Annotated in this window: 20 protein-coding genes; 10 read left to right on the forward strand and 10 right to left on the reverse strand. The window is 72.9% G+C overall.

Annotated features, from left to right (window positions below; genetic code table 11):
* Positions 1 to 40 precede the first annotated feature (40 nt).
* The 5 genes from ACFY30_RS05760 to ACFY30_RS05780 form a co-directional block, all read right to left on the reverse strand.
* Positions 41 to 1,138 carry a SchA/CurD-like domain-containing protein gene (locus ACFY30_RS05760; protein ID WP_390843894.1) on the reverse strand — a complete coding sequence of 366 codons (1,098 nt, stop codon included), beginning with the start codon at positions 1,136 to 1,138 and terminating at the stop codon, positions 41 to 43.
* A gap of 165 nt (positions 1,139 to 1,303) precedes the next feature.
* Complete coding sequence (locus tag ACFY30_RS05765; protein ID WP_390843895.1) at positions 1,304 to 2,023, reverse strand: class F sortase; 720 nt, start codon at positions 2,021 to 2,023, stop codon at positions 1,304 to 1,306.
* A gap of 117 nt (positions 2,024 to 2,140) precedes the next feature.
* Complete coding sequence (locus tag ACFY30_RS05770) at positions 2,141 to 2,686, reverse strand: hypothetical protein (RefSeq protein WP_390843896.1); 546 nt, start codon at positions 2,684 to 2,686, stop codon at positions 2,141 to 2,143.
* 192 nt (positions 2,687 to 2,878) lie between these two features.
* Positions 2,879 to 4,549: an FAD-dependent oxidoreductase gene (locus tag ACFY30_RS05775; protein WP_390843897.1), complete on the reverse strand. Its 1,671-nt coding sequence runs from the start codon at positions 4,547 to 4,549 to the stop codon at positions 2,879 to 2,881.
* A gap of 211 nt (positions 4,550 to 4,760) precedes the next feature.
* Positions 4,761 to 6,611, reverse strand: coding sequence for a M1 family aminopeptidase (locus ACFY30_RS05780; RefSeq protein ID WP_390843898.1), 1,851 nt, complete (start codon positions 6,609 to 6,611; stop codon positions 4,761 to 4,763).
* Positions 6,612 to 6,955: 344 nt separating this feature from the next.
* On the opposite strand from ACFY30_RS05780, the gene ACFY30_RS05785 reads away from it, so the two are divergent.
* The 6 genes from ACFY30_RS05785 to ACFY30_RS05810 all read left to right on the forward strand — a co-directional run bounded on the left by ACFY30_RS05785 (position 6,956) and on the right by ACFY30_RS05810 (position 19,531).
* Complete coding sequence (locus tag ACFY30_RS05785; RefSeq protein WP_390843899.1) at positions 6,956 to 11,143, forward strand: molybdopterin-dependent oxidoreductase; 4,188 nt, start codon at positions 6,956 to 6,958, stop codon at positions 11,141 to 11,143.
* 189 nt (positions 11,144 to 11,332) lie between these two features.
* On the forward strand, positions 11,333 to 15,247 hold the full coding sequence (locus ACFY30_RS05790) for a glycoside hydrolase family 2 TIM barrel-domain containing protein (RefSeq protein ID WP_390843900.1): 3,915 nt from the start codon (positions 11,333 to 11,335) through the stop codon (positions 15,245 to 15,247).
* Between the two features lie 74 nt (positions 15,248 to 15,321).
* The gene (gene lpdA / locus ACFY30_RS05795; protein WP_390843901.1) at positions 15,322 to 16,734 is read left to right on the forward strand and encodes a dihydrolipoyl dehydrogenase; all 1,413 of its coding nucleotides are present in this window, start codon (positions 15,322 to 15,324) and stop codon (positions 16,732 to 16,734) included.
* Positions 16,735 to 16,933: 199 nt separating this feature from the next.
* Complete coding sequence (locus ACFY30_RS05800; RefSeq protein WP_390843902.1) at positions 16,934 to 17,410, forward strand: hypothetical protein; 477 nt, start codon at positions 16,934 to 16,936, stop codon at positions 17,408 to 17,410.
* A 120-nt stretch (positions 17,411 to 17,530) separates the two neighbouring features.
* Positions 17,531 to 19,039: an AlkA N-terminal domain-containing protein gene (locus ACFY30_RS05805; RefSeq protein WP_390843903.1), complete on the forward strand. Its 1,509-nt coding sequence runs from the start codon at positions 17,531 to 17,533 to the stop codon at positions 19,037 to 19,039.
* Positions 19,040 to 19,048: 9 nt separating this feature from the next.
* A complete protein-coding gene (locus ACFY30_RS05810) occupies positions 19,049 to 19,531 on the forward strand; it encodes a methylated-DNA--[protein]-cysteine S-methyltransferase (protein ID WP_390843904.1) in 483 nt (160 codons plus the stop codon).
* Here the strand turns inward: ACFY30_RS05810 and ACFY30_RS05815 are convergent.
* On the reverse strand, positions 19,528 to 20,283 hold the full coding sequence (locus ACFY30_RS05815; RefSeq protein ID WP_390843905.1) for a MerR family transcriptional regulator: 756 nt from the start codon (positions 20,281 to 20,283) through the stop codon (positions 19,528 to 19,530). The genes ACFY30_RS05810 and ACFY30_RS05815 overlap by 4 nt on opposite strands.
* 48 nt (positions 20,284 to 20,331) lie before the next feature.
* Between ACFY30_RS05815 and ACFY30_RS05820 the strand changes: the two genes are divergently transcribed.
* On the forward strand, positions 20,332 to 20,832 hold the full coding sequence (locus tag ACFY30_RS05820; RefSeq protein WP_390844193.1) for a DUF6194 family protein: 501 nt from the start codon (positions 20,332 to 20,334) through the stop codon (positions 20,830 to 20,832).
* Between the two features lie 5 nt (positions 20,833 to 20,837).
* Here the strand turns inward: ACFY30_RS05820 and ACFY30_RS05825 are convergent, their stop codons facing one another.
* A complete protein-coding gene (locus tag ACFY30_RS05825; protein ID WP_390843906.1) occupies positions 20,838 to 21,572 on the reverse strand; it encodes an NAD-dependent deacetylase in 735 nt (244 codons plus the stop codon).
* 75 nt (positions 21,573 to 21,647) lie between these two features.
* Between ACFY30_RS05825 and ACFY30_RS05830 the strand changes: the two genes are divergently transcribed.
* Complete coding sequence (locus ACFY30_RS05830) at positions 21,648 to 21,848, forward strand: type II toxin-antitoxin system VapB family antitoxin (RefSeq protein WP_390843907.1); 201 nt, start codon at positions 21,648 to 21,650, stop codon at positions 21,846 to 21,848.
* 12 nt (positions 21,849 to 21,860) lie between these two features.
* On the opposite strand, the gene ACFY30_RS05835 is transcribed toward ACFY30_RS05830, so the two are convergent.
* A complete protein-coding gene (locus tag ACFY30_RS05835) occupies positions 21,861 to 22,361 on the reverse strand; it encodes an NUDIX domain-containing protein (RefSeq protein WP_390843908.1) in 501 nt (166 codons plus the stop codon).
* Positions 22,362 to 22,438: 77 nt separating this feature from the next.
* Positions 22,439 to 22,885, reverse strand: coding sequence for an anthrone oxygenase family protein (locus tag ACFY30_RS05840; RefSeq protein ID WP_390843909.1), 447 nt, complete (start codon positions 22,883 to 22,885; stop codon positions 22,439 to 22,441).
* 92 nt (positions 22,886 to 22,977) lie between these two features.
* Between ACFY30_RS05840 and ACFY30_RS05845 the strand changes: the two genes are divergently transcribed.
* On the forward strand, positions 22,978 to 23,607 hold the full coding sequence (locus tag ACFY30_RS05845; RefSeq protein ID WP_390843910.1) for a TetR/AcrR family transcriptional regulator: 630 nt from the start codon (positions 22,978 to 22,980) through the stop codon (positions 23,605 to 23,607).
* Here ACFY30_RS05845 and ACFY30_RS05850 read toward each other — a convergent pair.
* Positions 23,549 to 24,631, reverse strand: coding sequence for an ADP-ribosylglycohydrolase family protein (locus ACFY30_RS05850; RefSeq protein WP_390843911.1), 1,083 nt, complete (start codon positions 24,629 to 24,631; stop codon positions 23,549 to 23,551). The two genes, ACFY30_RS05845 and ACFY30_RS05850, sit on opposite strands and share 59 nt — an antisense overlap.
* A gap of 214 nt (positions 24,632 to 24,845) precedes the next feature.
* On the opposite strand from ACFY30_RS05850, the gene ACFY30_RS05855 reads away from it, so the two are divergent.
* Positions 24,846 to 25,964, forward strand: a complete 1,119-nt coding sequence (locus ACFY30_RS05855; RefSeq protein ID WP_390844194.1) for a glycerate kinase — start codon at positions 24,846 to 24,848, stop codon at positions 25,962 to 25,964.
* Positions 25,965 to 26,037 lie beyond the last annotated feature (73 nt).

The following is a 26,037-nucleotide window of genomic DNA, read 5'->3' on the forward strand; positions in this document are numbered from 1 at the left end:
CCGACAGGTCGTGTGCCGTGTCGGGGAGGCCGGTGAGGAGTCAGGCTTCGGGCGAGCGGCGGTCGGTGACGAACGCCATCCGGGCCGGCCCGGCGGAACCCCGCAGCTCACGGCCGTCCAGCAGCTTCTGCACCTCGGCCGCCTTCGGGGAGAGCGCCGGGTCGTCGGCACGGACGCCGTGCCGCACGTCGACCAGCCGCACCACGACGTCGTCGCGCTGGAAGATCGTGCTGCGCAGCACCGGCGACTTCGGGTCGTCCGCGGCCGACTCGTCCTGCCGGGCCAGCAGCCGGGCCAGCTCCAGGCCGCTGCCGGGCTTCGCCGGGTAGTACAGCGCGTGCCGCTCGGCCCGCGGGTCCTCCTGGTCCGCCGTCACATGGTGGACGGCGGGCAGCGCCGCACGGGTGAAGAAGACCCGGGCGGAGTCGGGGTCGTCGAGGTCCCGGTCCTGCTCCAGATAGGGGTTGATGGCCTCCTCGACGGCCCGCACCTCGGGCTGCCGGGCGACATGGCGCAGCGCCGCGAGCAGGTCGCCGCGCACCTCGATGGCCCGCACCACCCGGTTGCCGTGCATGAACAGCGAGGTGCGGCACAGCCGGGTGGTGTCGTCGACCTTCGGCTCGGGCGAGGCGTAGTCGGCGAGGATCTTCGCGACGGCCTCCTCGCTGCCGGGCTTCACGGTGAAGGTGAGCGCGTGGCGGATCACGCCGTCGCCCATGCGGGGTGCGGCCTGCAGGCTGCGCTCCGCCGCCGACGCCGGGCCGCCGGTCTCGCGCACCACGTGGAAGCGCAGCGAACGGGTGTCGCGCACGCAGTTGTGCAGCGGCTTGACCATCTCCACGTGCTCCTCGCTGTTCACCCAGGTGAGGAACGGCGGGGCGCTCTCCCACTCGCTGGTGATCAGCCACTGGGAGGGGTTCTCGATCGACTGGCACAGCTGGTCGTTGACATGCCCGGGGACGGAGGCGACCTGGTTGCAGAGCTGCTCGTAGGCCTCCAGGAACTGCTGCTGGGCGCCGTCGTAGACGTCCACCAGCAGCACGACCCGCAGGCGGGAGCCGTCGAACACGGACTGGGAGACCCGCTGCGACACCTGACGGGTCAGCGGGGCGGAGGCGGAAGCGGACGTGGTGGTCATGCGGGGCACATCTCCTTCGCGGAGGGGAGCGGTGAACTTCGGTCGCGGTGCTGCGAGGTGACGTCGCGGGATGCGACGTGAGCGTGACTCGATCCTGTGCCGGTCCCCACCAGCGCGCGATTCGGATGGACTACGCGGGTGACCGCTCACCCTTGAGGGTGACGGTCACCGGAGATGGGCGAAGACGACCAGGTTGTCCTTGTAGTCCTTGGCCGAGCGGTCGTACTCACCCGCGCAGGTGATGAGCCGCACCTGGGCCTGGGCCGTGTCGGCGTACACGCGTTCGCTGGGGAAGGCGTTCTTGGCGAACGTCTGCGCGCTGTCGACCACGAAGTGCGCGACGCTCCCGTCGGCCCGCAGGACGTCGACGACGTCCCCCTTCTTCAGGTAGCGCAGCTCGGCGAAGACGGCGGCGGACGTCTTGGTGTCGACGTGCCCGGCGATGATCGCGGTGCCCGTCTCACCCGGGGAGGGACCGGCGGCGTGCCAGCCGACCAGGTTGGTGTCGTTCGGGGGCGGGGCTTCGAGCTGCCCCTTGGCGTTGAGGGAGAGGTCCGTGAAGGGGGCGTCCACCGAGATCCTGGGGATGCGCAGACGGACCGGCCGGGAGCGGGGCAGATGCCTGCCCACCGGCTGCCCGGCGCCCGCGGCGGGGGCGGAGGACGGCGCGGACGGGACCGGGGAGGGAGGAACCTCGGGGGCCAGCGGCGCCAGCCGGGCCTGCGAGGGGCGGGACGTGGCGTCCGACGACGCGTCGTTGCCGCCGATCAGGCTCACCGCCAGGATCAGCAGCGCCACGGCGCACAGCAGGGTCAGGGTCGAGCGCGACCCCTGGCCGGTCGGCTCCGGCTCGTCGGCGGCGGGAGGGGGAGGGGGGACTGCCATCGGGGAACACCTCGGATCGGACACGGCGGGGGCGGACGGGGCGGGCGAGGAGAGCCGGCCGGGCGGCCGCCACACGATGCACCGGTGGCGGCCGCGGCTCTATCGCGTCCGGCATGGTCAGGCCAGGCCGTGCGCCGACTTCTTGCGGCGCACGCCGTACAGGCCGGCTCCGGCGACCGCGAGGACGGCCAGACCGCCCGCGGTCACGCCGGGCGAGGCCAGGGCGCCACCGCCGGTGTGCATCCCGCCGTGGGGCTTGTCCTTGCCGCTCCAGGAGCTCTCGCTGTCGTCCTTGCTCCAGGAGGAGTCGTCCTTGCTCCAGGACTCCTCCTTGCCGCTGTCCTCCTTGCTCCAGTCCTTGCCGCTCTTGTCGTGGCCGTCGCCGACGAGGGTCAGCGCGCCGCCGCCCGTGTGGACGCCGCCGTGGGGCTTGCCGTAGCCCTTGTCCTTGTCGTGCTCCTTGCCGTAGCCGGACTCCTCCTCCTTGCTGTAACCGGAGTCCTCCTCCTTGCTGTAGCCGGAGTCGTCCTTCTTCTCCTCCTTCTTGCTGTAGGACGAGTCACCCTTCTCCCAGTCACCGTCGGCCGCGTAGGCGCCGGGGGCGGTGAGGGCGAGGACGGCCGAGGCCGCCGCGCTGGCCAGGATGATGCGAGCAGAACGCATGTGACGGGTTCCTTTCGGCACGGCCGGGCAGCTGGCGCTTCGTCAGCTGAGATGACCCGGCCCTGACGTGATCCACCGTCAGGCAGTTGGCGCCCGCTCACCACTCGGGGCGCTCACGCGGGTGAACGGACCCGGCAAACGAGTCGGCCGGCGGCCCAGAGGGCCGCCGGCCGAGGTGGTACGCGGACAGGGTCAGGGCAGTGCGAGGACGCTGCCGATCACCTGACGCAGCGTCGACTGGGGGTCCGGGTCCGGTCCCGGGGAGCGCCAGGCGACGAATCCGTCCGGCCGGACGAGGACGGCGCCTCCGGGGGCCACACCGTGGCTCTCGCGCCAGTCGGCGCCGTTCTCGGGTGTCAGGTCGGCGTCGGGCGCGGCACCCACCCGGTACGTCACCAGCGGGACGGACTCCCGGTCCGCGAGGCGGGCGGCGGCCTCGTGCCAGGCCCCCGGCTCACCGCCGGCACCGTCGTCGTCGGCGTCGCTGAGCAGCACCAGGGTCCGCTCGTACAGGTCGAGCGTGGAGATCCGCTCACCCCGGTGCCGTACCCACAGGTGGGGTGCCCTGCTGCCCGGCTCCCCGGTCAGGGAGAGCCCCTCCGGGACGACCGGGGTGGCGGGGTCGGCGCCGACGACGGCGCCCCGCGGGTAGCGGTAGCCCAGGGCCACGTTGAGGATGCCGCGCTGCGGCCCGCCGCCGCCGGCGCCCGGCGGCGGTGCGAAGCCGGGATGGCTGTGCTCGGCCGACCGGGCGGCCGCGCGGGCGCTGGTGGCCTCGGCCACCGGGCGGCGCTCGGCGTCGTAGGTGTCCAGCAGCCCGTCGCCCGCCCAGCCGCCGAGCACCGCCGCCAGCTTCCAGGCGAGGTTGTGGGCGTCCTGGATACCGGTGTTGGAGCCGAAGGCACCGGTGGGGGACATCTCGTGCGCCGAGTCGCCGGCCAGGAAGACCCGTCCCGACCGGTAGGCCCGGGTCACCCGCTGCGCGGCGTGCCACGGCGCCTTTCCGGTGATCTCCACGTCCAGGTCGGCGACCCCGACCGCCCGGCGGATGTGGTCGACGCAGCGCTCGTCGGTGAAGTCCTCCATCGTCTCCCCGTGTTCGGGGTGCCAGGGGGCGTGGAAGACCCAGTGCTCGCGGTTGTCCACCGGCAGCAGCGCACCGTCGGCGCCCGGCTCGGTGAGGTAGCAGACGATGAAGCGGCGCTCGCCCACCACCTCGGCGAGCCCGCGGGAGCGGAACGTCATGCTGATGTTGTGGAACAGGTCGCCGGGGCCGCTCTGCCCGATGCCGAGCTGTTCCCGCACGGGGCTGCGGGGGCCGTCGGCGGCGACCAGGTAGTCCGCGCGGATGGAGGTGTGCTCGCCCGTCTCCCGGCTCTTGACCAGGGCGGTGACCCCGTCTGCGTCGGCCTCGAACGACATCAGTTCGGTGTTGAACCGCAGATCGCCGCCGAGCCGCGTGGCCTGGTCGAGCAGGACCGGCTCCAGGTCGTTCTGGCTGCACAGACACCAGGAGCTGGGGCTGAAGCGGGCCAGCCCGCCGCCCGGGTCGATGTCCCGGAACAGCCATTCGCCCGCGTCGCCGACCAGGGTGGGCGTCTGCAGGATGCCGTGGTTGTCGGCCAGCGTCGCCGCGGCCTCGTGGATGGCCGGTTCGGCCCCGGCCACCCGGAACAGCTCCATCGTGCGGACGTTGTTGCCGCGCCCGCGCGGGTGGATGGAGGTGCCGGCGTGGCGCTCGACCAGGGTGTGCCGTACCCCCAGCCGGCCCAAGAACAGGGACGTCGACAGTCCCACCAGGGAACCGCCGACGATCAGGACCGGCACCTCGTGCGTGGTCCCGCCGGGTCGTCCGGCTGTCACGTTCGTCATTCCTTCATCACTCGCCTCCAGGCGTCATGTCCGCCGACTCGACCGGTATGGGGCCGCGATCTTCATGCATTGCCCCGCACGGCGGACACCGCCTCGGGCCGCTCCCGCTTCACCCGCTTGACCCATCCGATTCACCGTGCTGACGCCCTCACAGGTCACGGGTGACGCCGGCGGGCGCCACCCGTGACGGACCGGGGTCCGCTCAGCCCTCGATGCGGTGCGTGCTCCAGAACGACGTCAGGTCCGTGGTCGTGGCGGCCTGCGCGGCCGCCTTGAACCCGGCCGTGGTCGAGACGCCGTACCAGTGCGCGGTGGCGTAGCTCTTGAGCAGGCCGGCCATCGCGGTGTCGCCGATCAGCCGCCGCAGATCGTGCAGGGCGCACTTGCCGTAGCCGTAGACGACGGTGGAGTACCGGGAGGAGTGGGTGTCCCAGTAGGCCATCGAGTTGGTGATCTTCTCGGCCGAGGAGGCCCAGGAGACGCTGTTCCAGCAGTTGGTGCCGGTCTTGCCGAGGGCCAGGTCGGTGGCGTAGTCGGTGAACGACTCGTCCAGCCAGGGGCTGTTGTACTCGTCGTCGCCGACGATGCCGTACCACCACTGGTGGCCGATCTCATGGGTGAGGGCCGTGGTGCTGACCAGGTCGAGGACGAACCCCGGGTACTCCATGCCGCCGAACCAGAACGAGTTGTCGATGACCGCGTCCAGCTCGCCGTAGGGGTAGGCGCCGAAGCGGGCGGCGTGGGCGTCGACGGCGGTCCTGGCGGTGCTGAGCATCGACGAGGCGTCGGAGGAGCTGATGCCGGAGACCGAGTACACGTTGACCGGGGTCCCGGCGGCCGACGTACCGGAGATCTTGCTGAACGGGCCGGCCGCCCAGGCGAAGTCACGGACCTGCGCGGCGGTGGCCGTGGTGACGGTGCGTCCGCTGGAGCCGGCGGTGTCGACCGAGGTGCCGGTGGCCGGGACCAGCAGGGTGGTCGGGTGGTCGAGGGTCACCCTGAAATCGGCCGCCAGGGAGTAGAACGACTCGCCGTTGTTGGTGTACGGGTCCAGGTGCCAGCCCGCGCCGTCCTTCACCGCCAGCACCGGCAGCGCGTTGCCGATGAAGCTGAACGACCCGTCGTGGCCGAACCGGTCGGCGCCACTGGGCACGGTGATGGTGAGGTCGAAGCCGATCGTGGTGCTCTGCCCCTGGGCGAGGGGCGTGGGCAGGCCGACCTGGAGGGCGGTGCAGCCGACGGAGAGGGCGCCCGCGGTGCCGCCGGTGACGTTGCCGACCGCGATCGGCATCGAGGAGCAGGTGCCGTGGTAGTTGTCCCACAGCCGCAGGTACACCTCGCTGAGCGCGGTGGCGGAGGCGTTGGTGAACGTGACGCTCTCGTGCCCGGTCCAGACCGTGCCCGCGGTGTTGCTGCTGAGGCTGACGGTGTACGCCGGCGCCGCGGGCGTCCGGGCGGAGTCGGCCGGCGGAGTGCTGGAGCCGGACGTGTTCAGGGCGATGTCGTCCAGGACGAAGCTCGACTGGAGGCTGGAGTCCTCGGTGCCGGTGAAGGCGAGGGTGACGGTCTGGCCGGCGAACGCCGACACGTCGAACGACTTCTGGGCGTATCCGGTGTTCTCGTCGAGGTTCGAGTACGTGGCGAGGGTCGTGGAGCCGATCCTGGCGGTGAGCTTGTCGTACGCGGTCGACGAGGTGGTCTCGGCGGTGTCGATGTGCAGCCAGAAGGTGAGGGTGGCGCCGGCGCAGCCGGAGGGGACGGTGACGCTCTGCGAGAGCGTGTCGGTGTGGGTGCCGCCGGTGCCGTCCAGCCAGGCGTAGTAGCCGCCGCCGTGCGCGGTCTGACCGGTGCGGTTGGTGACCACGCCGGTCGACGAAGGGGTCCAGGAGCTGGCGCCGCTCTCGAAGCCGCCGTTGGCGACCACCTGGGCGGGGGTGCAGGCGTCGGCCGCCTCGGGCGCGGCGGTCGCCGGGGTGGCGGGCAGGGAGAGGGCGGCCACCGCGGCGAGGGCGAGCGCGCTCGCGGCGAGGGCCTTGCGGGGGGTGGGTCTCACACGTGGCTCCTTTTGGGCGGCCGGGACCTCGGCATGGGTGTGTGCCGGAGGGAGAACGGTGTGCGACGGCTGCCGGAAGCGTGACAGATATGACGCGTCCATGCCACATCGGCAAGGCAAAGGAAACCCCCGGGACACCGCACGGCCGGGGGCGGCCCGCGCACCGCACGGCCGCCGCGCGCCTCCCGGAAGGCTCCGCTCACACCCGCCCACCCCGCGCTGTGCGTCGGCCTTAACCCCCGGCGCCCCATCCGGGAGACACCTGCGTAATGCACACTTCGTACCTTCGACAAGGCTCCCACCAGGGCCGATCGCAAGAAGGCGGCAGAACGAAAGGGGCGCCCGTGGCCGTGCCGGACCCGCGGACCGACAGCGCGTCGAAGGTGCGCACGGTCTGCTCGTACTGCGGTGTCGGCTGTGGCATGGTCCTCGACATCGGCCGTGGCCCGGACGGACGCCGTACGGTCCTGAAGGCCTCCGGCGACAAGGAACACCCCGCCAACCTCGGCCGGCTCTGCACGAAGGGCGCGACCACCGCCGACCTGCTCGCCGCCCCCGGCCGCCTCACCACCGCCCTCGTGCGTCCGGACCGCGGCGAGGAGGCCGAGCCCGCCCCCGTGGACGCGGCGGTCGCCGAGACGGCGCGCCGGCTGCGGGCGATCGTCGACGAGCACGGCCCCGACGCGGTCGCCCTCTACGTCTCCGGCCAGATGAGCCTGGAGGCGCAGTACCTGGCCAACAAGCTCGTCAAGGGCTGTCTGCGCAGCAACCAGATCGAGTCCAACTCCCGGCTCTGCATGGCGAGCGCCGGCACCGGCTACAAACTGTCCCTCGGCTCCGACGGTCCGCCCGGCTCCTACGACGACCTCGACAAGGCGGACGTCTTCCTCGTCATCGGCTCCAACATGGCCGACTGCCACCCCATCCTCTTCCTGCGCATGATGGACCGGGTCAAGGCGGGCGCGAAACTGATCGTCGTCGACCCCCGGCGCACCGCGACCGCCGCCAAGGCCGACCTGTTCCTCCAGGTCAGGCCGGGTACGGACCTCGCCCTTCTGAACGGCCTGCTGCACCTGCTGCACGCGAACGGGCACACCGACCCCGACTTCGTGGCCGCGTACACCGAGGGCTGGGAGGCGATGCCGGAGTTCCTCGCGGACTACCCGCCCGCGACCGTCGCCGAGCTCACCGGCCTGGCCGAGGCCGACCTGCGCGAGGCCGCCCGGCTGATCGGCGAGGCGGGGGAGTGGACCAGCTGCTGGACCATGGGCCTCAACCAGTCCACACACGGCACCTGGAACACCAACGCCCTGGTCAACCTGCACCTCGCCACCGGAAAGATCTGCCGCCCGGGCAGCGGCCCCTTCTCCCTCACCGGCCAGCCCAACGCCATGGGCGGCCGGGAGATGGGCTACATGGGGCCCGGCCTGCCCGGCCAGCGGTCCGTCCTCGTGGACGCCGACCGCGCCTTCACCGAGGACGTGTGGGGCCTCGAACCCGGCACGATCCGGGCGGACGGCGTCGGCAAGGGCACCGTCGAGATGTTCCGGAAGATGGCCGACGGCGAGATCAAGGCCTGCTGGATCATCTGCACCAACCCCGTCGCCTCCGTCGCCAACCGCAGGACCGTCATCGAGGGGCTGGAGGCCGCCGAGTTCGTCGTCGCGCAGGACGTCTTCGCCGACACCGAGACCAACGCCTACGCCGACGTCGTCCTGCCCGCCGCCCTGTGGACCGAGACCGAGGGCGTCCTCGTCAACAGCGAGCGCAACCTCACCCTCGCCCGCCCCGCCGCCGACCCGCCCGGCGAGGCCACCGCCGACTGGCGACTGATCGCAGCCGTCGCCCGCGCGATGGGGTACGAGGACGCCTTCCGCTACGACAGCGCGGAGGAGATCTTCGAGGAGATCAAGCGCTTCCACAACCCGCAGACCGGCTACGACCTGCGCGGAGTGACCTACGACCGGCTGCGCGCCGCCCCCGTCCAGTGGCCCGCCGCCACCGCCGACGGACCCGGCCGCAACCCCGTGCGCTACGTGAACCCCGACGGCACCCTCACCTTCGCCACCCCCTCCGGCCGGGCCGTCTTCCACGCCCGCCCGCACCTGGCGCCCGCCGAGATGCCGGACGACGACTACCCGTTCGTCCTGAACACCGGCCGTCTGCAGCACCAGTGGCACACCCTCACCAAGACCGCCCGGGTCGCCAAGCTCAACAAGCTGAACCCCGGCCCGTTCGTGGAGGTGCACCCCGAGGACGCGGCCGCGCTCGGCCTCGCCGACGGCGACTCCGTCGAGGTCGCCTCACGGCGCGGGCGGGCCGTGCTGCCCGCGGTCGTCACGGACCGGGTGCTGCCCGGGTCCTGCTTCGCGCCGTTCCACTGGAACGACCTGTTCGGCGAGTACCTCAGCGTCAACGCGGTGACCAGCGACGCCGTCGACCCGCTGTCCTTCCAGCCGGAACTGAAGGTGTGCGCGGTGTCGCTGACGAAGGTGTCGACCCCGGTGACCGTGCAGGCGCCGGCCGCCGGGGCACCGGCCGAACCGGCCCCCGTGATCGTCCCGACCGCCGTCCAGCCCTCCGCCACCGCCTCCGCCGCCGCCGTCTTCGGCCTGGACCCCGCGCCGCCGCCGGTCCTGACCGAACGCGAACGCCAGTACCTGGTCGGCTTCCTCGCGGGCATCCCGGCCGGCGCCCCCGGCGTCCCCGTGCTGCCGCCGGACGCCCCCTTCAGCCCCGAACACGCCCTGTGGGTCAACGGCACCCTCGCCGGCATGTACTCCCGCACCGCCACCGCGCCCGCGCCGGAACGCCGTGAGGCCCCCGGCCGACGGGTCGTCATCCTGTGGGCGTCGCAGACCGGCAACGCCGAGGAGTTCGCCGCCACCACCGCCGAGCGCCTCACCGCCATCGGCCACGCCGCCTCCCTCGTCGCCATGGAGGACGCCGACCCCGCCGCCCTGCCCGCGGGCGCCGACCTGCTGCTGATCACCAGCACCTTCGGCGACGGCGACGCCCCCGACAACGGCGCCGGCTTCTGGGACGGCCTCGCCGCCCTCGGCACCGGGCGCCTGGAAGGCCGCCGCTACGCCGTCCTCGCCTTCGGGGACTCCGCCTACGACGACTTCTGCGGGCACGGCCGGCGCCTGGACCACCGTATGGACGAACTGGGCGCGGTACGGCTGGCCCCGCGCACCGACTGCGAACCCGACTACGAGCCCCAGGCCGAGGCCTGGCTGGACCAGGTGCTCACCGCGCTGAAGGACGCCACCGAACTCACGGAACCCGAGGCCGCCTCACCCGCGGACACCCCATCCGGGTCGTCCGGGGTCACGGACTTCGGGGGTGCCGCGCCCGGCGGGACCGGCCGGGCCGCGCCGGCCGCCGCACCGGCACCGGCCCGCCCGAAGCGCCCCGTGCCGGTCACCGCCCGCCTCACCGGGAACCGGCTGCTGAGCCTGCCCGGTTCCGGGAAGGAGGTGCGCCGCTTCACCTTCGACACCCGCGACAGCGAGACCCCGCTGGTGTACGAGGCGGGCGACGCCCTCGGCGTGCGGCCCCTCAACTCCCCGGCGCTGGTGGAGGAGTGGCTGGCGGTCACCGGCCTCGACGCGGGGACGGCCGTGCACGTCAACGGCGTCGGCGAGGTCGCCCTGGGCGAGGCCCTGCTGCGCCACCTCGACATCACCCGCGTCAGCCCGGCCCTGCTGCGCTTCACCGCCGACCGCGCCCGCGACCCGCGGGAGCTGCGCAAGCTGCTGCGCCCGGACAACAAGGGCGAACTCGCCAAGTGGTCCTGGGGCCGGCAGGCCGTCGACGTGGCCGCCGAGTTCGGGATCCGGGCCGGCGCCCAGGAGTGGGCCGAGGCGCTCGGCCGGCTCCAGCCGCGCCTGTACTCGATATCCTCCAGCCCGCTGACCGACCCCCGTCTCGTCTCGCTCACCGTCTCCGTGGTGCGCTACGAGAACCTGGCCGGCCGCCCCCGTCAGGGCGTCTGCTCGCCGTTCCTCGCCGACGCCGGACCCGGCGCCGAGGTCCCCGTCCACGTCCAGCGCTCCCCGCACTTCCGCCCGCCCGCCGACCCGGCCACCCCGATGGTGATGGTCGGCCCCGGCACGGGCGTCGCGCCCTTCGTCGGCTTCCTGGAGGAACGCCGGGCCCGCGGCCACCGGGCGCCCAACTGGCTGTTCTTCGGCGAGCAGCGCCGGGCGACGGACTTCTACTACGAGGAGGAACTGACCGCCCTGCTCGCCGACGGCAGCCTGGCCCGGCTGGACACCGCCTTCTCCCGTGACCAGCGCGCCAAGGTGTACGTGCAGGACCGGATGCGCGAACACGGCTCCCACCTGTGGTCCTGGCTCCAGGACGGCGCCCACTTCTACGTCTGCGGCGACGCCTCCCGCATGGCCAAGGACGTCGACCGGGCCCTGCGCGACGTCGCCGTCGTCCACGGCGGGCTGTCCGAGGCGGAGGCCGCGGCGTACGTCAAACAGCTCGCCTCGGACAAGCGGTACGTACGGGACGTGTACTGACGTCTACTGACGTGTAGTGACGGCAGCGGCGGACGGGTCCGGCGGCGAGCCAAGTGGCGTTGCGCCGAAGAGAGTTGCATTCTGGCCATCACGGCGCGCCCCTGTTCGTTTTTTCAACACTATCCGACAAGATCTGACGCACCCTCCGTCCGTGCAGCCGCACGGTCCTCCCCGAGGAAGGTCGTGGTCATGTCGCACCCGCACGTGTCGCCCATGGACCGGCCGGACCGCCCCGAGCGGGTGGTCGTCAGCCGCCGTCGTCTGCTCGAGGGATCGGCCGCCGTCCTCGGCGCCCTCGCCCTGTCCGCCCCGGCCGGCGCCCACCGGGCCGCCGCGGCGGGCGCCGTCGCGGACGCCCCCGAGTGGAACGGCCGCATCGACGTCTTCCGGGTCGGCACCGAGGACCCGCACACCACCCTCATGCCGTACGCCGACCTCGCCCAGGCCCTCGCCGCCGACCGCACCCGCTCCCCGTACCGGCTCAGCCTCGACGGCACCTGGAGATTCGCACACGCCGACCGCCCCGACGACCGAGACCCCGACTTCCACCGCACCGACCTCGACGACAGCGGCTGGGACACCATCCCGGTCCCCTCCGCCTGGCAGCTGCACGGCTACGACCGCCCGCTCTACGTCAACATCACCTACCCCTGGTGGGGCCCCAACGGCCACGGCGAGGACGCGCAGCCACCGGCCGCCCCCACCCGCTACAACCCCGTGGGCCAGTACCGCCGCACCTTCACGCTCCCGCGCGGCTGGGCGGGACGGCGCACCTTCCTGCACTTCGAGGGCGTCAAGTCCGCCCACTACGTCTGGATCAACGGCGAGCTGGTCGGCTACCACGAGGACTCCTACACCCCCGCCGAGTACGACATCACCGCCCACCTCAGGCCGGGCACCAACCGGATCGCCGTGGAGGTCTACCGCTACTCCGACGGCGACTGGCTGGAGGACCAGGACATGATCCGGCTGAGCGGCATCTTCCGCTCGGTCTACCTGTACTCCACCCCGGCCGTGCACCTGCGCGACTTCAAGCTGGACACCCCGCTGAGCGACGACTGCAAGGCGGCCGCCCTGTCCGTCACCGCCGGCGTGCGCGACTACGGCGGCAAGGGCGCCGGACGGTACTCCGTGGAGACCCAGCTGTATGACGCGGGCGGGCACCCGGTCTGGTCCCGGCCGCTGCTGCAGGCCGTCGAACTCGGCGCCGGCGAGGAGCGCACCGTACAGGCCACGAAGGCCGTGCCCGCGCCGCGCCTGTGGTCGGCCGAGCAGCCCTACCTCTACACCGCCGTGCTCCGGCTGCGCGACCCGGCAGGCCGGGTGACCGAGACCCTGTCCCACCGCGTCGGCCTGCGCGAGTTCGCCCTCAAGGACGGGCTGATGCGCATCAACGGCCGGCCGGTCTCCTTCCGGGGCACCAACCGCCACGAGATGCACCCGGCCCGCGGCTCGGCCCTCACCCGCGCGGACCTGGTCGAGGACATCCGCCTCATCAAACGGCTGAACATCAACTCCGTCCGCACCTCGCACTACCCCAACAACCCCCAGTGGCTGGAACTCGCCGACGAGTACGGCCTCTACCTCGTGGACGAGACCAACCTCGAGACCCACGGCATCCGCGGCGAGTACCCCGGCGACCACGCCGACTGGACCCGGGCGTGCGTGGCCCGCGCCCAGAACATGGTCCACCGGGACAAGAACCACGCCTCGGTCGTCATCTGGTCCCTCGGCAACGAGGCGGGCGGCGGCAGCACCTTCACCGCCATGCACGACTGGATCCGCTCCTACGACACCACCCGCGTCATCCAGTACGAGGGCGACGACCGCCCCGGCATCAGCGACATCCGCTCCGAGATGTACGACAGCCCCGCCCGCGTCGAGGCACGGGCGAAGGACACCGCCGACACCCGGCCGTACGTGATGATCGAGTACTCCCACGCGATGGGGAACTCCAACGGCAACTTCAAGAAGTACTGGGACCTGGTCCGCCGCCACGACGTCCTGCAGGGCGGCTGGATCTGGGACTTCGTCGACCAGGCCCTCACCTGGCCGGCCCCGTCCCGCAAGCTGCTCACCGAGTCCGGGCCCGCCGCCCTGAGCGGCGAGATCATCAACCCCAGCGGCACCTTCAGCCGCGACAAGGGCCTCTCCGGCGGCACGGTCTTCGCCCGCGACCCGCGCCTCGACCTCACCGGCTCCCTCACCCTGGAAGCCTGGATCACCCCGCACGTGACCGGCTACCACCAGCCCGTCCTCGCCAAGGGCGACACCCAGTACGCCCTCAAGCAGACCAACCGGACCCTGGAGTTCTTCATCCACGGCAGCGGCCAGTGGGTCACCGCGAGCTGGGCGCTCCCCGACGACTGGACCGGCGCCGAACACCATGTCGCGGGCGTCTTCGACGCCGAGGCCGGCACCCTCACGCTGCACGTCGACGGGGTGGTCCGGGCCACCCGGTCCACCACCGTGCGGCCCGCCGTCAACACCGCGCCCCTGTCCCTGGCCACCGACGTCGACAACCCGACCCGGGAGTTCAGCGGCACCGTCCGCCGGGCACGCGTCTACGCCCGGGCCCTGAGCGCCGCCGAACTGGCCTCCGCGAGCCGCGGGCCCGGCGACGACGGTGTACGGTTCTGGTTCGACGCCGCCACCGCCGGTCTCACCGAGAGACATCCCCGCGAGAAGTCCTTCCTCGCCTACGGCGGCGACTGGGGCGACAACCCCAACGACGGCGCCTTCTCCGGGGACGGCATCGTCACCGCGGACCGCGGGCTCACCGGCAAGTCCGCCGAGGTCAAACGCGTCTACCAGGCCATCGGCGCCGCACCCGCCGCCGGCGACCGGCTCGCCCCCCGAGCCGCGGTCACCCTCACCAACGAGTACCTCTTCACCAACCTCCGCGCGTTCGACGGACGGTGGGAACTCGTCGCCGACGGGAAGGTGGTGCAGCGCGGCAGGCTCAGCCGGGACCAGCTGGACGTGCCGCCGCTGACCGCCAAGGACATCACCGTGCCCTTCGCACGCCCCGGCGACCCGGCACCGGGCGCCGAGTACTTCCTGCAGCTGTCGTTCACCACCAGGGAGCGCACGAAGTGGGCCGCGGCCGGCTTCGAGGTGGCCCGGCAGCAGATCCCCGTCGACGCCGCGAGCCCCGCCGTCACCCCCGTGTCCCTCGTGGGCGTCCCCGCGCTCACCCACCGGGACGGCGACACCTCGGTCACCGTCACGGGCCGGGACTTCTCCGTCACCGTCGACAAGGAGACCGGCGTCATCACCTCGTACCGGGCCCACGGCGTCCGGTTGCTCATCTCCGGGCCGGCCCCCAACTTCTGGCGCGCCCCCACCGACAACGACCGCGGCAACGGCCAGCACACCCGCAACCAGACCTGGCGCGACGCGGGCGCGAACCGCAGGGTGACCGGCGTCGGCGTGCGGGCGCTGGGCGACCGGGCCGTCGAGATCAAGGTCGCCGGCACCCTGCCCACGACCACCGAGTCCACGTACACCACCACCTACACCGTCTTCGGGAACGGCGAGATCAAGGTCGACAACACCCTCCACCCGGGCGCCCCGAACCTGCCGTACATCCCGGAGGTCGGCACCCTGCTGATCCTGCCCTCGCGCCTGGAGCACCTGCACTACTACGGACGCGGCCCCGAGGAGAACCACTGGGACCGCAACAACGCCACCGACGTCGGCCTGTACTCCGGCACCGTCACGGGGCAGTGGACCTCCTACCTGCGGCCGCAGGAGAACGGCAACAAGACCGACGTCCGCTGGATCGCCCTCACCGACCGCGACGGTGTGGGACTGCTCGCCTCCGGCGAACCGCTCCTGGAGGCCAACGCCTCGCACTTCACCCCCGAGGACCTCTCCGTCGGCGCCCGTCACGACTACCAGCTCACCCCGCGCAGGGAGGTCGTCCTGCGCCTGAACCACCGGCAGATGGGCGTCGGCGGCGACAACAGCTGGGGCGCGCACACCCACGACGAGTACAAGCTGTTCGCCGACCGCGACTACTCCTACACCTACCGGCTGCGCCCGCTGACCGGCGTGGACGAGGCCATGGCGGCCTCACGCAGGCCCACGGCCACACAGTAGCGAGGCACGAGCGGTGAGCCGTGGGTACCGTTTCCCGACGGAAGGAAACGGTACCTACGGAAGAGGAACCTCCCATGACCGAGCATGACGACCGCTTCGACGTCGTGGTCCTCGGCGCCGGCCCCGGCGGCTATGTCGCCGCGGTCCGCGCCGCCCAGCTGGGCAAACGCGTCGCCGTCGTCGAGGAGAAGTACTGGGGCGGCGTCTGCCTGAACGTGGGCTGCATCCCCACCAAGGCCCTCCTGCGCAACGCCGAACTCGCGCACATCTTCACCCGCGAGGCGAAGACCTTCGGCATCAAGGTCGACGGACAGGTCTCCTTCGACTACGGCGAGGCCTACCGCCGCAGCCGCAAGGTCGCCGACGGCCGGGTCAAGGGCGTCCACTACCTGATGAAGAAGAACAAGATCACCGAATTCGACGGCCGCGGCACCTTCCTCGACCCGCACACCCTCCAGGTCACCGGTTACGACGGCGAGACCCGCACCCTCGGCTTCGACCACGGCATCATCGCCACGGGCGCCACCCCCAAACTGCTCCCGGGCACCCGCCGCACCTCCCGCGTGGTCACCTACGAGGAGCAGATCCTCGCCGAGGACCTTCCGCAGTCCGTGATCATCGCGGGGGCCGGCGCCATCGGCATCGAGTTCGCCTACGTCCTGCACAACTACGGCGTGAAGGTCACGGTCGTCGAGTTCCTGGACCGCGTCGCCCCGCTCGAGGACGCCGAGGTCTCCGCCGAACTCGCCCGCCAGTACCGCAAGCTGGGCATCGACGTCCTCACCTCGACCCGCGTGGACGCCATCGACGAGTCCGGGCCGCAGGTCCGCGTCACCGTCACCGGCAAGGACGGCGCCCAGCAGGTCCTGGAGTCCGACAAGGTCCTCCAGGCGATCGGCTTCGCCCCGAACGTCACCGGCTACGGCCTGGAGAACACCGGGGTCACGGTCACCGACCGCGGCGCCATCGACGTCGACGGCCACTGCCGCACCTCCGTCCCGCACCTCTACGCCATCGGCGACGTCACCGCGAAGCTGATGCTCGCGCACACCGCCGAGGCGATGGGCGTGATCGCCGCCGAGACCCTCGCCGGTGCGGAGACCATGGAACTCGACTACGCGATGATCCCCCGCGCCACCTACTGCCAGCCCCAGATCGCCAGCTTCGGCTACACCGAGGCCCAGGCCCGCGACCTCGGCCACGACGTCAAGGTCGCCAAGTTCCCCTTCTCCGCCAACGGCAAGTCCCACGGCCTCGGCGACACCACCGGCTTCGTGAAGCTCATCAGCGACGCCAGGTACGGCGAGCTGATCGGCGGCCATCTGATCGGCCCCGACGTCACCGAACTCCTGCCCGAGCTCACTCTGGCCCAGCAGTGGGACCTCACCGTGCACGAGGTCGCCCGCAACGTCCACGCCCATCCGACCCTGGGCGAGGCCGTCAAGGAGGCCGTGCACGGTCTGGCCGGCCACATGATCAACATGTGAGCCCGGCCCGCCCGGCCCGGCCCGGCGAGGGCGTCCGGCGGGTCCCGCTCCCGGCGGGGCCGTACACCCGTACGGCCCCGCCACGCTCGCCGCCGCCGTGCGCCCGGGATGTCCTGACACCGGCAGCAGGACCCGAGCGACGGACGAGGGGCGCCCACCGTGCCGGACGGCGGGGCACCCCCGCGGAAGGGACGCCCCCATGACCGCCCACCCCCCTCCCGACGGTCCGAGCGGTCACCCGCGGGGCGAGATCGGCACCGCCTGGTCCGCGCCCCGCGGCGGCCCGCGGCCGCCCGCACCGGCCCGGCGCGACAGCTTCGCCCGCGGCGGCGTCACCTTCGCCGGCGTCCTGCTGCTGTGCGGCGGCGCCCTGTCCGTCCTGCAGGGCGCCGCCGCGCTCGCCGAGGACGACGGGTACGCCCGCGTCGGCCCCTACGTCTACGAGCTCAGCCTCACCGGCTGGGGCTGGATCCACCTCGTCCTCGGCGTCCTCGCCGCCGGGACCGGCGCGGGTCTGCTCCGGAACCTGGCCCGGGCCCGCGTACCGGGCATGCTCCTGGCCGGGCTCGGTCTCCTCACCCAGTTCCTGTTCCTCCCGTACCGGCCGCTGTGGTCGGTGACCGTGATGGCGATCGACATCTTCGTGATCCAGGCGCTGGCGTCACGCCGGGCGTAGGCGGGCTGAGGCCCGGCCGCGCGTTCGCCGGGCCCGGCGAACTGCGGTGGTGCAGGACAGGCGAGGTCGATGTCGGATTCTCGCCAGCGCCGATGGCGGCCGGTGACCGATGCTGGACGCATGCAGAACGGGATGTACACCGACCGGGAACGCTGTGTGCGCGCCGTGCAGTCCAAGGACGCGCGGTTCGACGGCTGGTTCTTCACGGCGGTCCTGACCACGGGCATCTACTGCCGGCCGAGCTGCCCGGCCGTGCCGCCCAAGCCGGAGAACATGGTCTTCCACCCGAGTGCCGCCGCCTGCCAGCAGGCCGGGTTCCGTGCCTGCAAACGCTGCCGGCCGGACACCAGCCCGGGCTCCCCGGAGTGGAACCAGCGTGCCGACCTGGTCGCCCGCGCCATGCGGCTGATCGCCGACGGCGTCGTCGACCGGGACGGCGTGCCCGGCCTCGCCGCCCGCCTCGGCTACAGCACCCGCCAGGTCGAGCGGCAGCTCCTCGCCGAACTGGGCGCGGGCCCGCTGGCGCTGGCCCGCGCCCAGCGCGCGCAGACCGCCCGGCTGCTCGTGGAGACGACCGCCCTGCCCATGGCGGACATCGCGTTCGCCGCGGGATTCACCTCCGTCCGCACCTTCAACGACACCGTGCGCGAGGTCTTCGCGCTCTCCCCGAGCGACCTGCGCGTCCGCGCCCGCAAGACGGACGGGCCCACCGCACCGGCCGATCCGGCCGCACCGGTCACCGGCTGCACGCTCCAGCTGAGGCTGCCGTTCCGGGCCCCGCTCAACCCCGACAACCTCTTCGGACATCTCGCCGCGACCGGCGTCCCCGGCGTGGAGGAGTGGCGGGACGGAGCGTTCCGGCGCACCCTGCGTCTTCCGTACGGGCACGGGGTCGTCGCGCTCACCCCGCGCCCCGACCACATCGGCTGCCGTCTCACCCTCAGCGACCTGCGGGACCTCACCGTCGCCATCAGCCGCTGCCGGCGCATGCTCGACCTCGACGCCGACCCGGTGGCCGTCGACGACCAGCTGCGCACGGACCCGCTGCTCGCGCCGCTGGTCGACAAGGCTCCCGGCCGTCGGGTGCCCCGTACGGTCGACGAGGCGGAGTTCGCCGTACGCGCCGTGCTGGGCCAGCAGGTGTCCACGGCGGCCGCCCGCACCCACGCCGCCCGGCTGGTCACCGCGTACGGCGAACCGGTCGACGACCCGGAAGGCGGCCTCACCCACCTCTTCCCCGCCCCCGAGGCGCTGGCCGCCGTCGACCCCGAGTCCCTGGCGATGCCGCGCACGCGCCGCACCACCCTCACCACGCTGGTGCACCAACTGGCCCACGGGACACTCCACTTGGGACCCGAGAGCGACTGGCCGCAGACCCGGGCCCAGCTCCTCGCCCTCCCCGGCTTCGGCCCCTGGACCGCCGACGTCATCGCCATGCGCGCCCTCGGCGACCCCGACGCCTTCCTCCCCACCGACCTGGGTGTCCGCCGCGCCGCCTTGGAGCTGGGCCTGCCGTCCACCCCGGCGGCCCTCACGGCCCGTGCGACGGCCTGGCGCCCCTGGCGGGCGTACGCGGTCCAGTACCTGTGGGCGACCGACAGCCACCCGATCAACTTCCTTCCCGTGTGAGGACGTTCCATGAGGAACCACACCGTCATCGACAGCCCCTACGGCCCCCTCACGCTCGTCGCCGACGACGGCTTGCTGAGCGGCCTGTACATGACCGGGCAGCGCCACCGCCCGCCCGAGGAGAGCTTCGGCCCGCGTGACGACGTTTCCTTCGGTGAGCCGGAAGAACAGCTGAAGGCCTACTTCGCGGGCGAGTTGAAGGAGTTCACCCTGCGACTGCGCCTGAGGGGGACCGACTTCCAGCGCGCGGTCTGGGACCAGCTCCGCAGGATCCCGTACGGCGAGACCCGCTCCTACGGCGAACTCGCCGAGGCCCTCGGCAACCCGGGCGCGTCCCGCGCGGTCGGCCTCGCCAACGGCAAGAACCCCATCGGCATCATCGTCCCCTGCCACCGGGTGGTCGGCGCCGACGGCGGCCTCACCGGCTACGGCGGCGGCCTGGACCGCAAGCAGCGCCTGCTGGCCTTCGAGAGCGGGGCGTCCCTGTTCTAGCGACCCGACTCCCCTCCCGGGCCCGTCGATTCGACGACCACCGCCAGGTCGGCCCCCGCCCTGAGCAGGTCCACGGTCCGGGCGGCGATCCGGTCGAGGCGTTGCTGCAGGACGCGCCCGGTCTCCTCCAGCCCCTCGAACCGCCGCAGGGAGCCCATGATCTCGCGCACTGCGGGAATGCCGTACCCGGCGCCGCGCAGGGCCGCGACGATCCGGGCCGCCCCGACGGCGGCAACGCCGTAGCGGCGCGCCCGCAGGGACGTCACCCGCTCGGGCGTGACCAGCCCTTCCTGCTCCCAGAACCGCAGGGTCGAGGGACGTACCTCGAGCGCCGCGGCGAGCTCCGTGATCGTCATCGCGTCGCCCTCGTGCTCGAACGCGCGGGTTCCCGCTTCCGCCCGGATCGCGCACAGCGCCTGCTGGGCGCGCAGCGCCTCCTCCCGCTCCCGCGCGAGCCGGACGTGGACCGCGTTGATCGCCGCGGCCGCCTCCGCGACCGTCCGCGACCGCAGCTCCGCGAGCAACCGCCGGGCCGCGACAGGCCCCGCGGCGGCCGCGAGCCCCCGGTAGGCGCGCAGAGCGTGCACATGCGCCGGCGTGTAGGAGCGGTAGCCGTTGGCCGAGCGAGCGGCCGGGGGAATGACACCCAGCCGTTCCAGGTCCCGCACCTGCTGCACCGAGTAACCCGACTCCCGGGCCACATCCACCGTGCGGATCGGCCCCCGCCGTGAGCCGCCCACCTGCCCGTCCACCGGCCCAACCCCACATCAGCACTTGAAGGTCATGCTTGAACCATGAGTATGGACCAGATCATCACGACCGTCCGCTCCTTCGCCGGCGCGCTCGTGGTCGTCCCGGCCCCGGGCGGCGACTTCCCCGAACTCGCCTGGGGGGACGCGTTCTTCTACTACGCCCCCGACGGGCGGATGCCCCGCGACGTCCAGCCGTACGGAACGATCGTCACCAAGAACTACCCCGACGACACCGCCTCCGACCTCGACCCCCCGGACCGCTGGCGCGTGAACATCCACGTCGACCGCACGGCCTTCCGCCGGCTCACCGGAGAAGAGCCCCGCGCCCTCACCCGCCCCCGCGACCACACGGCCACCGACACCCTGACCCCCCACCCGGTGTACGGCCCCCTCGGCTGGATCTCCGTCGTGAACCCCGCCGAACACACCCTCGACCTGGTCACCCGGCTCCTGCACGACGCCCACGCCCGCGCCCGCACCCGCTTCGACCGCCGGACCCGCGGCGGGGGAGGAACGCAGAAGCGGTCCTCGCCGCCGGGAGGGCTGTAGGTCGCTCACGTGCTTTCGTCGTGCAGGCTGCGGAGGAGCCGGGGCAGGGCGGTGCCGATGGGTTCGCGGAGGACTTCGTCGGCGAGGTCGTCGTACGGCGTCGGCTCGGCGTTGACGACGATCAGGCGGGCGCCGTGGTCGGCGGCGACGCCGGCGAGGCCTGCGGCTGGCTGTACCTGCAGGCTGGTGCCGACGGCGACGAACACGGTGCACGCCTTGGTGATGGCGAGCGCCTCGCCGAGGACGACCGGGTCGAGCCGTTCGCCGAACATGACGGTGGCCGGCTTGAGGATGCCGCCGCACTCCAGGCAGGGCGGGTCCTCTTCGCCGGCGTCGAGGCGGGCGAGGGCGTCGTCCATCGGACCGCGGGCATGACACTTCGTGCAGACGACGCTGCGTGCGGTGCCGTGCAGCTCCAGTACCTTGCGGCCGGGCACGCCGGCGAGCTGATGGAGCCCGTCCACGTTCTGGGTGATCACCCGCACCGCGGTCCCGGACCTCTCCAGCTCGGCGACGGCCAGGTGCGCGGCGTTCGGCTCGGCGTCCAGCGCCTGGTTCTGCCGCCGCATCCGCCACGAGCGCCGCCGGATCTCCGGGTCGCCCATGTAGTGGTCGTAGGTGACGAGCTTCTCCGCCTCCGGATCCCGCCGCCACAGCCCGTTCGGACCGCGATAGTCGGGGATCCCGGAATCGGTGGAGATGCCCGCACCGCTGAGAATGGCGACGAGTGGCCTGTTCATGGGGGGAGAGTAGGGCGCCTGTCTGTTCGAGGCGAACGGATATCCCGGTGCCGGGCCCGGTGTTACTGTCCCCACATGGCCAAGGTCACCGTCTCCCTCGACGCCGAACTCGTCGTCGAGGTCATGGTTCTCTCCGGCGTCGGCAGCCCCCAGGACGCCGTCGAGCTCGTCGTCCGGGACTACATCGAGCGCGGCCACCGCACCGAGGCCCGGGTCGCCGTACGCGACGAGGCGCTGCGCGAGGCGGACGGCAAGCCCCGGGACCCCGAGGGCTGACGCCGGGCGGGGTCAGCCGGCCCGGTGGCCGTTCTCCAGCTCGACCGGCCCCGAACCGTCCGCCAGCGCGTCCAGCGCGGCCAGGACCCGGTGGCCCAGCGCGCCCAGCAGATGGTCGGTGATCCGCTCGCGCGGGACCAGCCGCCAGGACAGCAGTTCCTCCTCCTGCAGCCGGATCGCCTTGAGATCGTCCTCGCCGAGGACACCGCCGTCGTAGACGTACGCCACCAGCGGCGGCCGGCCCGGCCCGGTCACCCAGTCCACCGCGAGCAGCCGCCCGGGCGCGCGGTCGAGACCGATCTCCTCGAGCGTCTCGCGGCGCGCGCCCTGACGCGGGGACTCGTTCTGGTCGGACTCGATGGTGCCGCCCGGCAGGGCCCAGCCGTCCCGGTAGTTGGGCTCGACGAGCAGGACCCGGCCCTCCGCGTCACGGAAGAGCGCGGCGGCCCCGGCCAGGACACGGGGCAGTGAGGCGATGTAGGCGGCGAAGCCGGACGTGCTGGAAGTAGTCACCCCGGCAGGGTATCCAGCCTGGTCCGGCCGCCCCCGCCAAGTTCATCCGTACGTAGGACGGTACGCCTCAGCCGGTCTCAGGCGAGGGCGGCGACCAGCAGGGTGAAGGCGGCGATGAGGACGGCCACGCGGACGTAGTGGAAGCGGTCCCAGCGGTTCATCTGCTCCTTCCAGTCCGCGGGCCGGTTCTCGACGGTCCACGTCTTGCCCCGGTTGTTGATCGGGACGAGCAGCAGGAGCGACATGACCACGCTGAGGATCAGCAGCGCGCCGGCGGCGACGACGAGGCCGGCGCCGCCGTGGTGCCGTCCGGCGACGGCCCAGACCGCGCTCAGGACGAGCGAGCCGATGTACCAGAACGGCATCACCGCGCCGAGCATCCGGCCCCCGTGGCTCCGGCCGCGTTGGTTGCTGTCGTCGGGGAGGGCCTTGAGGATCGGGTTGATGACGAAGGCGACGGAGAACTCCACCCCCACCATCACGCCGACGACCACGACGGTGACGATCTCCAGTGCGACGAGCATGATGGACCCCTCCTGGGATCTAGCGTTGCTAGATGTTGAGGCAACGCTAGTACTGCCGCCGCTCGATTGTCTAGCGATGCTAGGATCGGCGCATGTCGGTACAGGAACGCAAGGAGCGCGAACGGGCGGTCCGCGAGCGCCTCATCGTGGCGACGGCCCGCGAACTCGCCGAGCAGCAGGGCTGGGACGCGGTCACCACCCGCCGGCTCGCCGAACGCATCGAATACAGCCAGCCCGTCCTCTACAGCCACTTCCGCGGCAAGCGCGAGATCATCGGAGCCGTCGCCCTCCAGGGCGCCGCCGAGATGGCCGTGGCGCTGCGGGCCGCGGCCTCAGCCGCGGACGGCCCTCGCGCCAGGGTCACCGCCCTCGCCCGCGCCTACCTCTCGTTCGCCGAGCGCAACCCGGCGGTCTACGACGCGATGTTCCAGCTCGACGGCGGCCTGGCGTTCGCGCAGGAGGACACTCCGGAGCCGCTGAAGGACGCCTTCGCCGCCCTGCTGGAGACGCTCGCCGCGGTCGCCGGGGACGGCGTCCACCCGGCACTGTTCACCGAGACGTTCTGGGCGGCCCTGCACGGACTGGCCACCCTGACCCGCGCGGGACGGCAGCCGCCGGAGGACACCGAGCGGAGGGTGGAACTGCTGGTGGACCGGCTCGCCGTCATCCGCCCCGGTACTCCGGCCCCGCCAGCCGCACCGTCCGCTCCGCCAGCTCGCTGATCCGCACCCCGTCGAAGCCGAACACCGCGCTGCGCACGGTGTCCTCGAGCGGCTCCTTCCAGCGGGCCGGGATCGCCCGCGCCCCGTTCAGGACACCGGCCACCGAACCGGCCGTGGCCCCGTTGGAGTCCGTGTCCAGGCCGCCGCGCACGGTGAGGGCGACGGTGCGGGTGAAGTCGCCGTCGCCGTACAGCAGCCCGGCGGTGAGGACGGCGGCGTTGGGGACGGTGTGGATCCAGCCGAGGCCGGCGGTCTCCCCGGCCATCGTGGTGAGCGTGTCCTCCCAGGCCAGCCCCGTGTCGTGGAGGGCGGCGACCCGGCGTACGGTCCGCGCGAGGCGGCTGCTCGCCGGTACGACGGCCAGCGCCTCGTCGAGCGCCCGGTGCACCGTCGGCGCGGTGAACGCCGCCGCGATCAGCGCCGCCGCCCACATGGCACCGTAGACGCCGTTGCCGGTGTGCGAGAGGACGGCGTCCCGGCGGGCCAGGGCGGCGGCGCGGCGCGGGTCACCGGGAGAGGTCCAGCCGTGGACGTCGGCGCGGATGAGGGCGCCGATCCACTCCTGGTACGGGTTGTCGTACGTCGCCGTCAGGGGCGGTTTCAGACCGTTGGCGAGGTTGCGGTAGGCGGCGCGCTCCGCGGTGAACGTCTGCAGGTACGGCAGCCGCAGCAGCCACAGGTCCCCGACCTGCTCGGTGCTGAAGCCGAAGCCGTGGGTCTCCAGGAGGTGCAGGCCGAGGATCGCGTAGTCGACGTCGTCGTCGCGGCAGCTGCCGTGGATGCGGCCGCGCACGCACGCACGCCACTCCGGGCGCAGCCGCAGGCGGTCCTCCTCGGTGGGCGGCTCGGGCAGATAGTCGGTGAGCGGCAGGGCGCCGGTGCGCCGCAGGTAGCCGTCGATGCGCTCGCGGGTCCACACCTCGCCCTGCTCGACCGGCTTGCCGAGCATGTTGCCGGCGATCCGGCCCAGCCAGCCGCCGAGCACGCGGTCGGCGAGGTCCGGGTCGGCGCCCACAGGGGTCATGGCTCCGGTCTACCCGATTCCGGGAGCTCTCGCGCGGGTTTTGGCGGCTCCCACAGCCGCCGCTCAGGGTTGTTCCAGGGTGCGGGCATCGCATGACGGCGGGGGCGTCCGCCGGTTAAGGTCACTGCGGCGCGACTGGCCCTGACGTGCGCGGGGCCCGGAGAGCAAGGGGATGAGAACGGTGGCGGACGCTGCAGCGCAGGGCACCCGGCGGGTGCTCGTGGCCGCGGACAAGTTCAAGGGGTCGCTGACGGCCGTACAGGTCGCCGAGCGGGTGACGGCCGGGCTGCGCCGGGTCGTGCCGGACGCCGAGGTGGAGGCCCTGCCGGTCGCCGACGGCGGCGACGGCACGGTGGACGCGGCGGTCGCGGCCGGCTTCGAACGCCGGGAGGTACGGGTCGCCGGGCCCCTGGGGCACGAGGTCACCGCCGCGTTCGCGCTGCGCGGCGACACCGCCGTGGTGGAGATGGCCGAGGCGAGCGGCCTGCAGCGGCTGCCGGCCGGTGTCTTCGCACCGCTCACGGCGTCGACGTACGGCTCCGGAGAGCTGCTGCGGGCCGCGCTGGACGCGGGCGTGCGGACGATCGTGTTCGGGGTCGGCGGCAGCGCCACCACGGACGGCGGCGCGGGCATGCTGTCCGCGCTCGGCGCGCGGTTCCTGGACGGGGAAGGGGAGCCGGTGGCGCCGGGCGGCGGCGGGCTCGCCGACCTCGCCCGGGCCGATCTGTCGGGGCTCGACCCCCGGCTGTCCGCGGTGGAGCTGATCCTCGCCAGCGACGTCGACAACCCGCTGACCGGGCCGAAGGGCGCGCCCGCGGTCTACGGGCCGCAGAAGGGCGCCTCCCCGGACGACGTCGACGCGCTGGACGCGGCGCTCGCCCACTACGCGAAGGTGCTGGAGGCGGAGGCCGGGCCGCGGGCGGCGGAGTACGCGGCCGCGCCGGGCGCGGGGGCCGCGGGCGGTATCGGATACGGGGCTCTGCTGCTCGGCGCCCGGTTCCGGGCCGGCATCGAGGTCATGCTCGACGTGCTGGGCTTCGCGCCGGCCCTGGAGCGGGCGGACCTGGTGATCACGGGGGAGGGGTCGCTGGACGAGCAGACCCTGCACGGCAAGGCTCCCGCCGGGGTCGCCGCGGCCGCGCGGGCGGCCGGCAAGGAGGTCGTCGCCGTGTGCGGGCGCCTCGCCCTGCCGCCCGAGGCCCTGGGCCGGGCCGGCATCCGGCGGGCCTACCCGCTCACGGAGGTCGAGCCCGACGTCGCGACCTGCATCGCCGACGCCGGCCCGATCCTGGAACGGGTCGCCGAGCGGATCGGACGCGACTTCCTGGGCTGACGGCGGGAGAGTCCCGGGGGCTTCGCCCCCGCACGGACGAAGCGAAGGGCCCCGGACCGAAACGGTCCGGGGC

Source organism: Streptomyces sp. NPDC000345, assembly GCF_042898825.1.
In the GTDB taxonomy this organism is placed as follows: domain Bacteria; phylum Actinomycetota; class Actinomycetes; order Streptomycetales; family Streptomycetaceae; genus Streptomyces.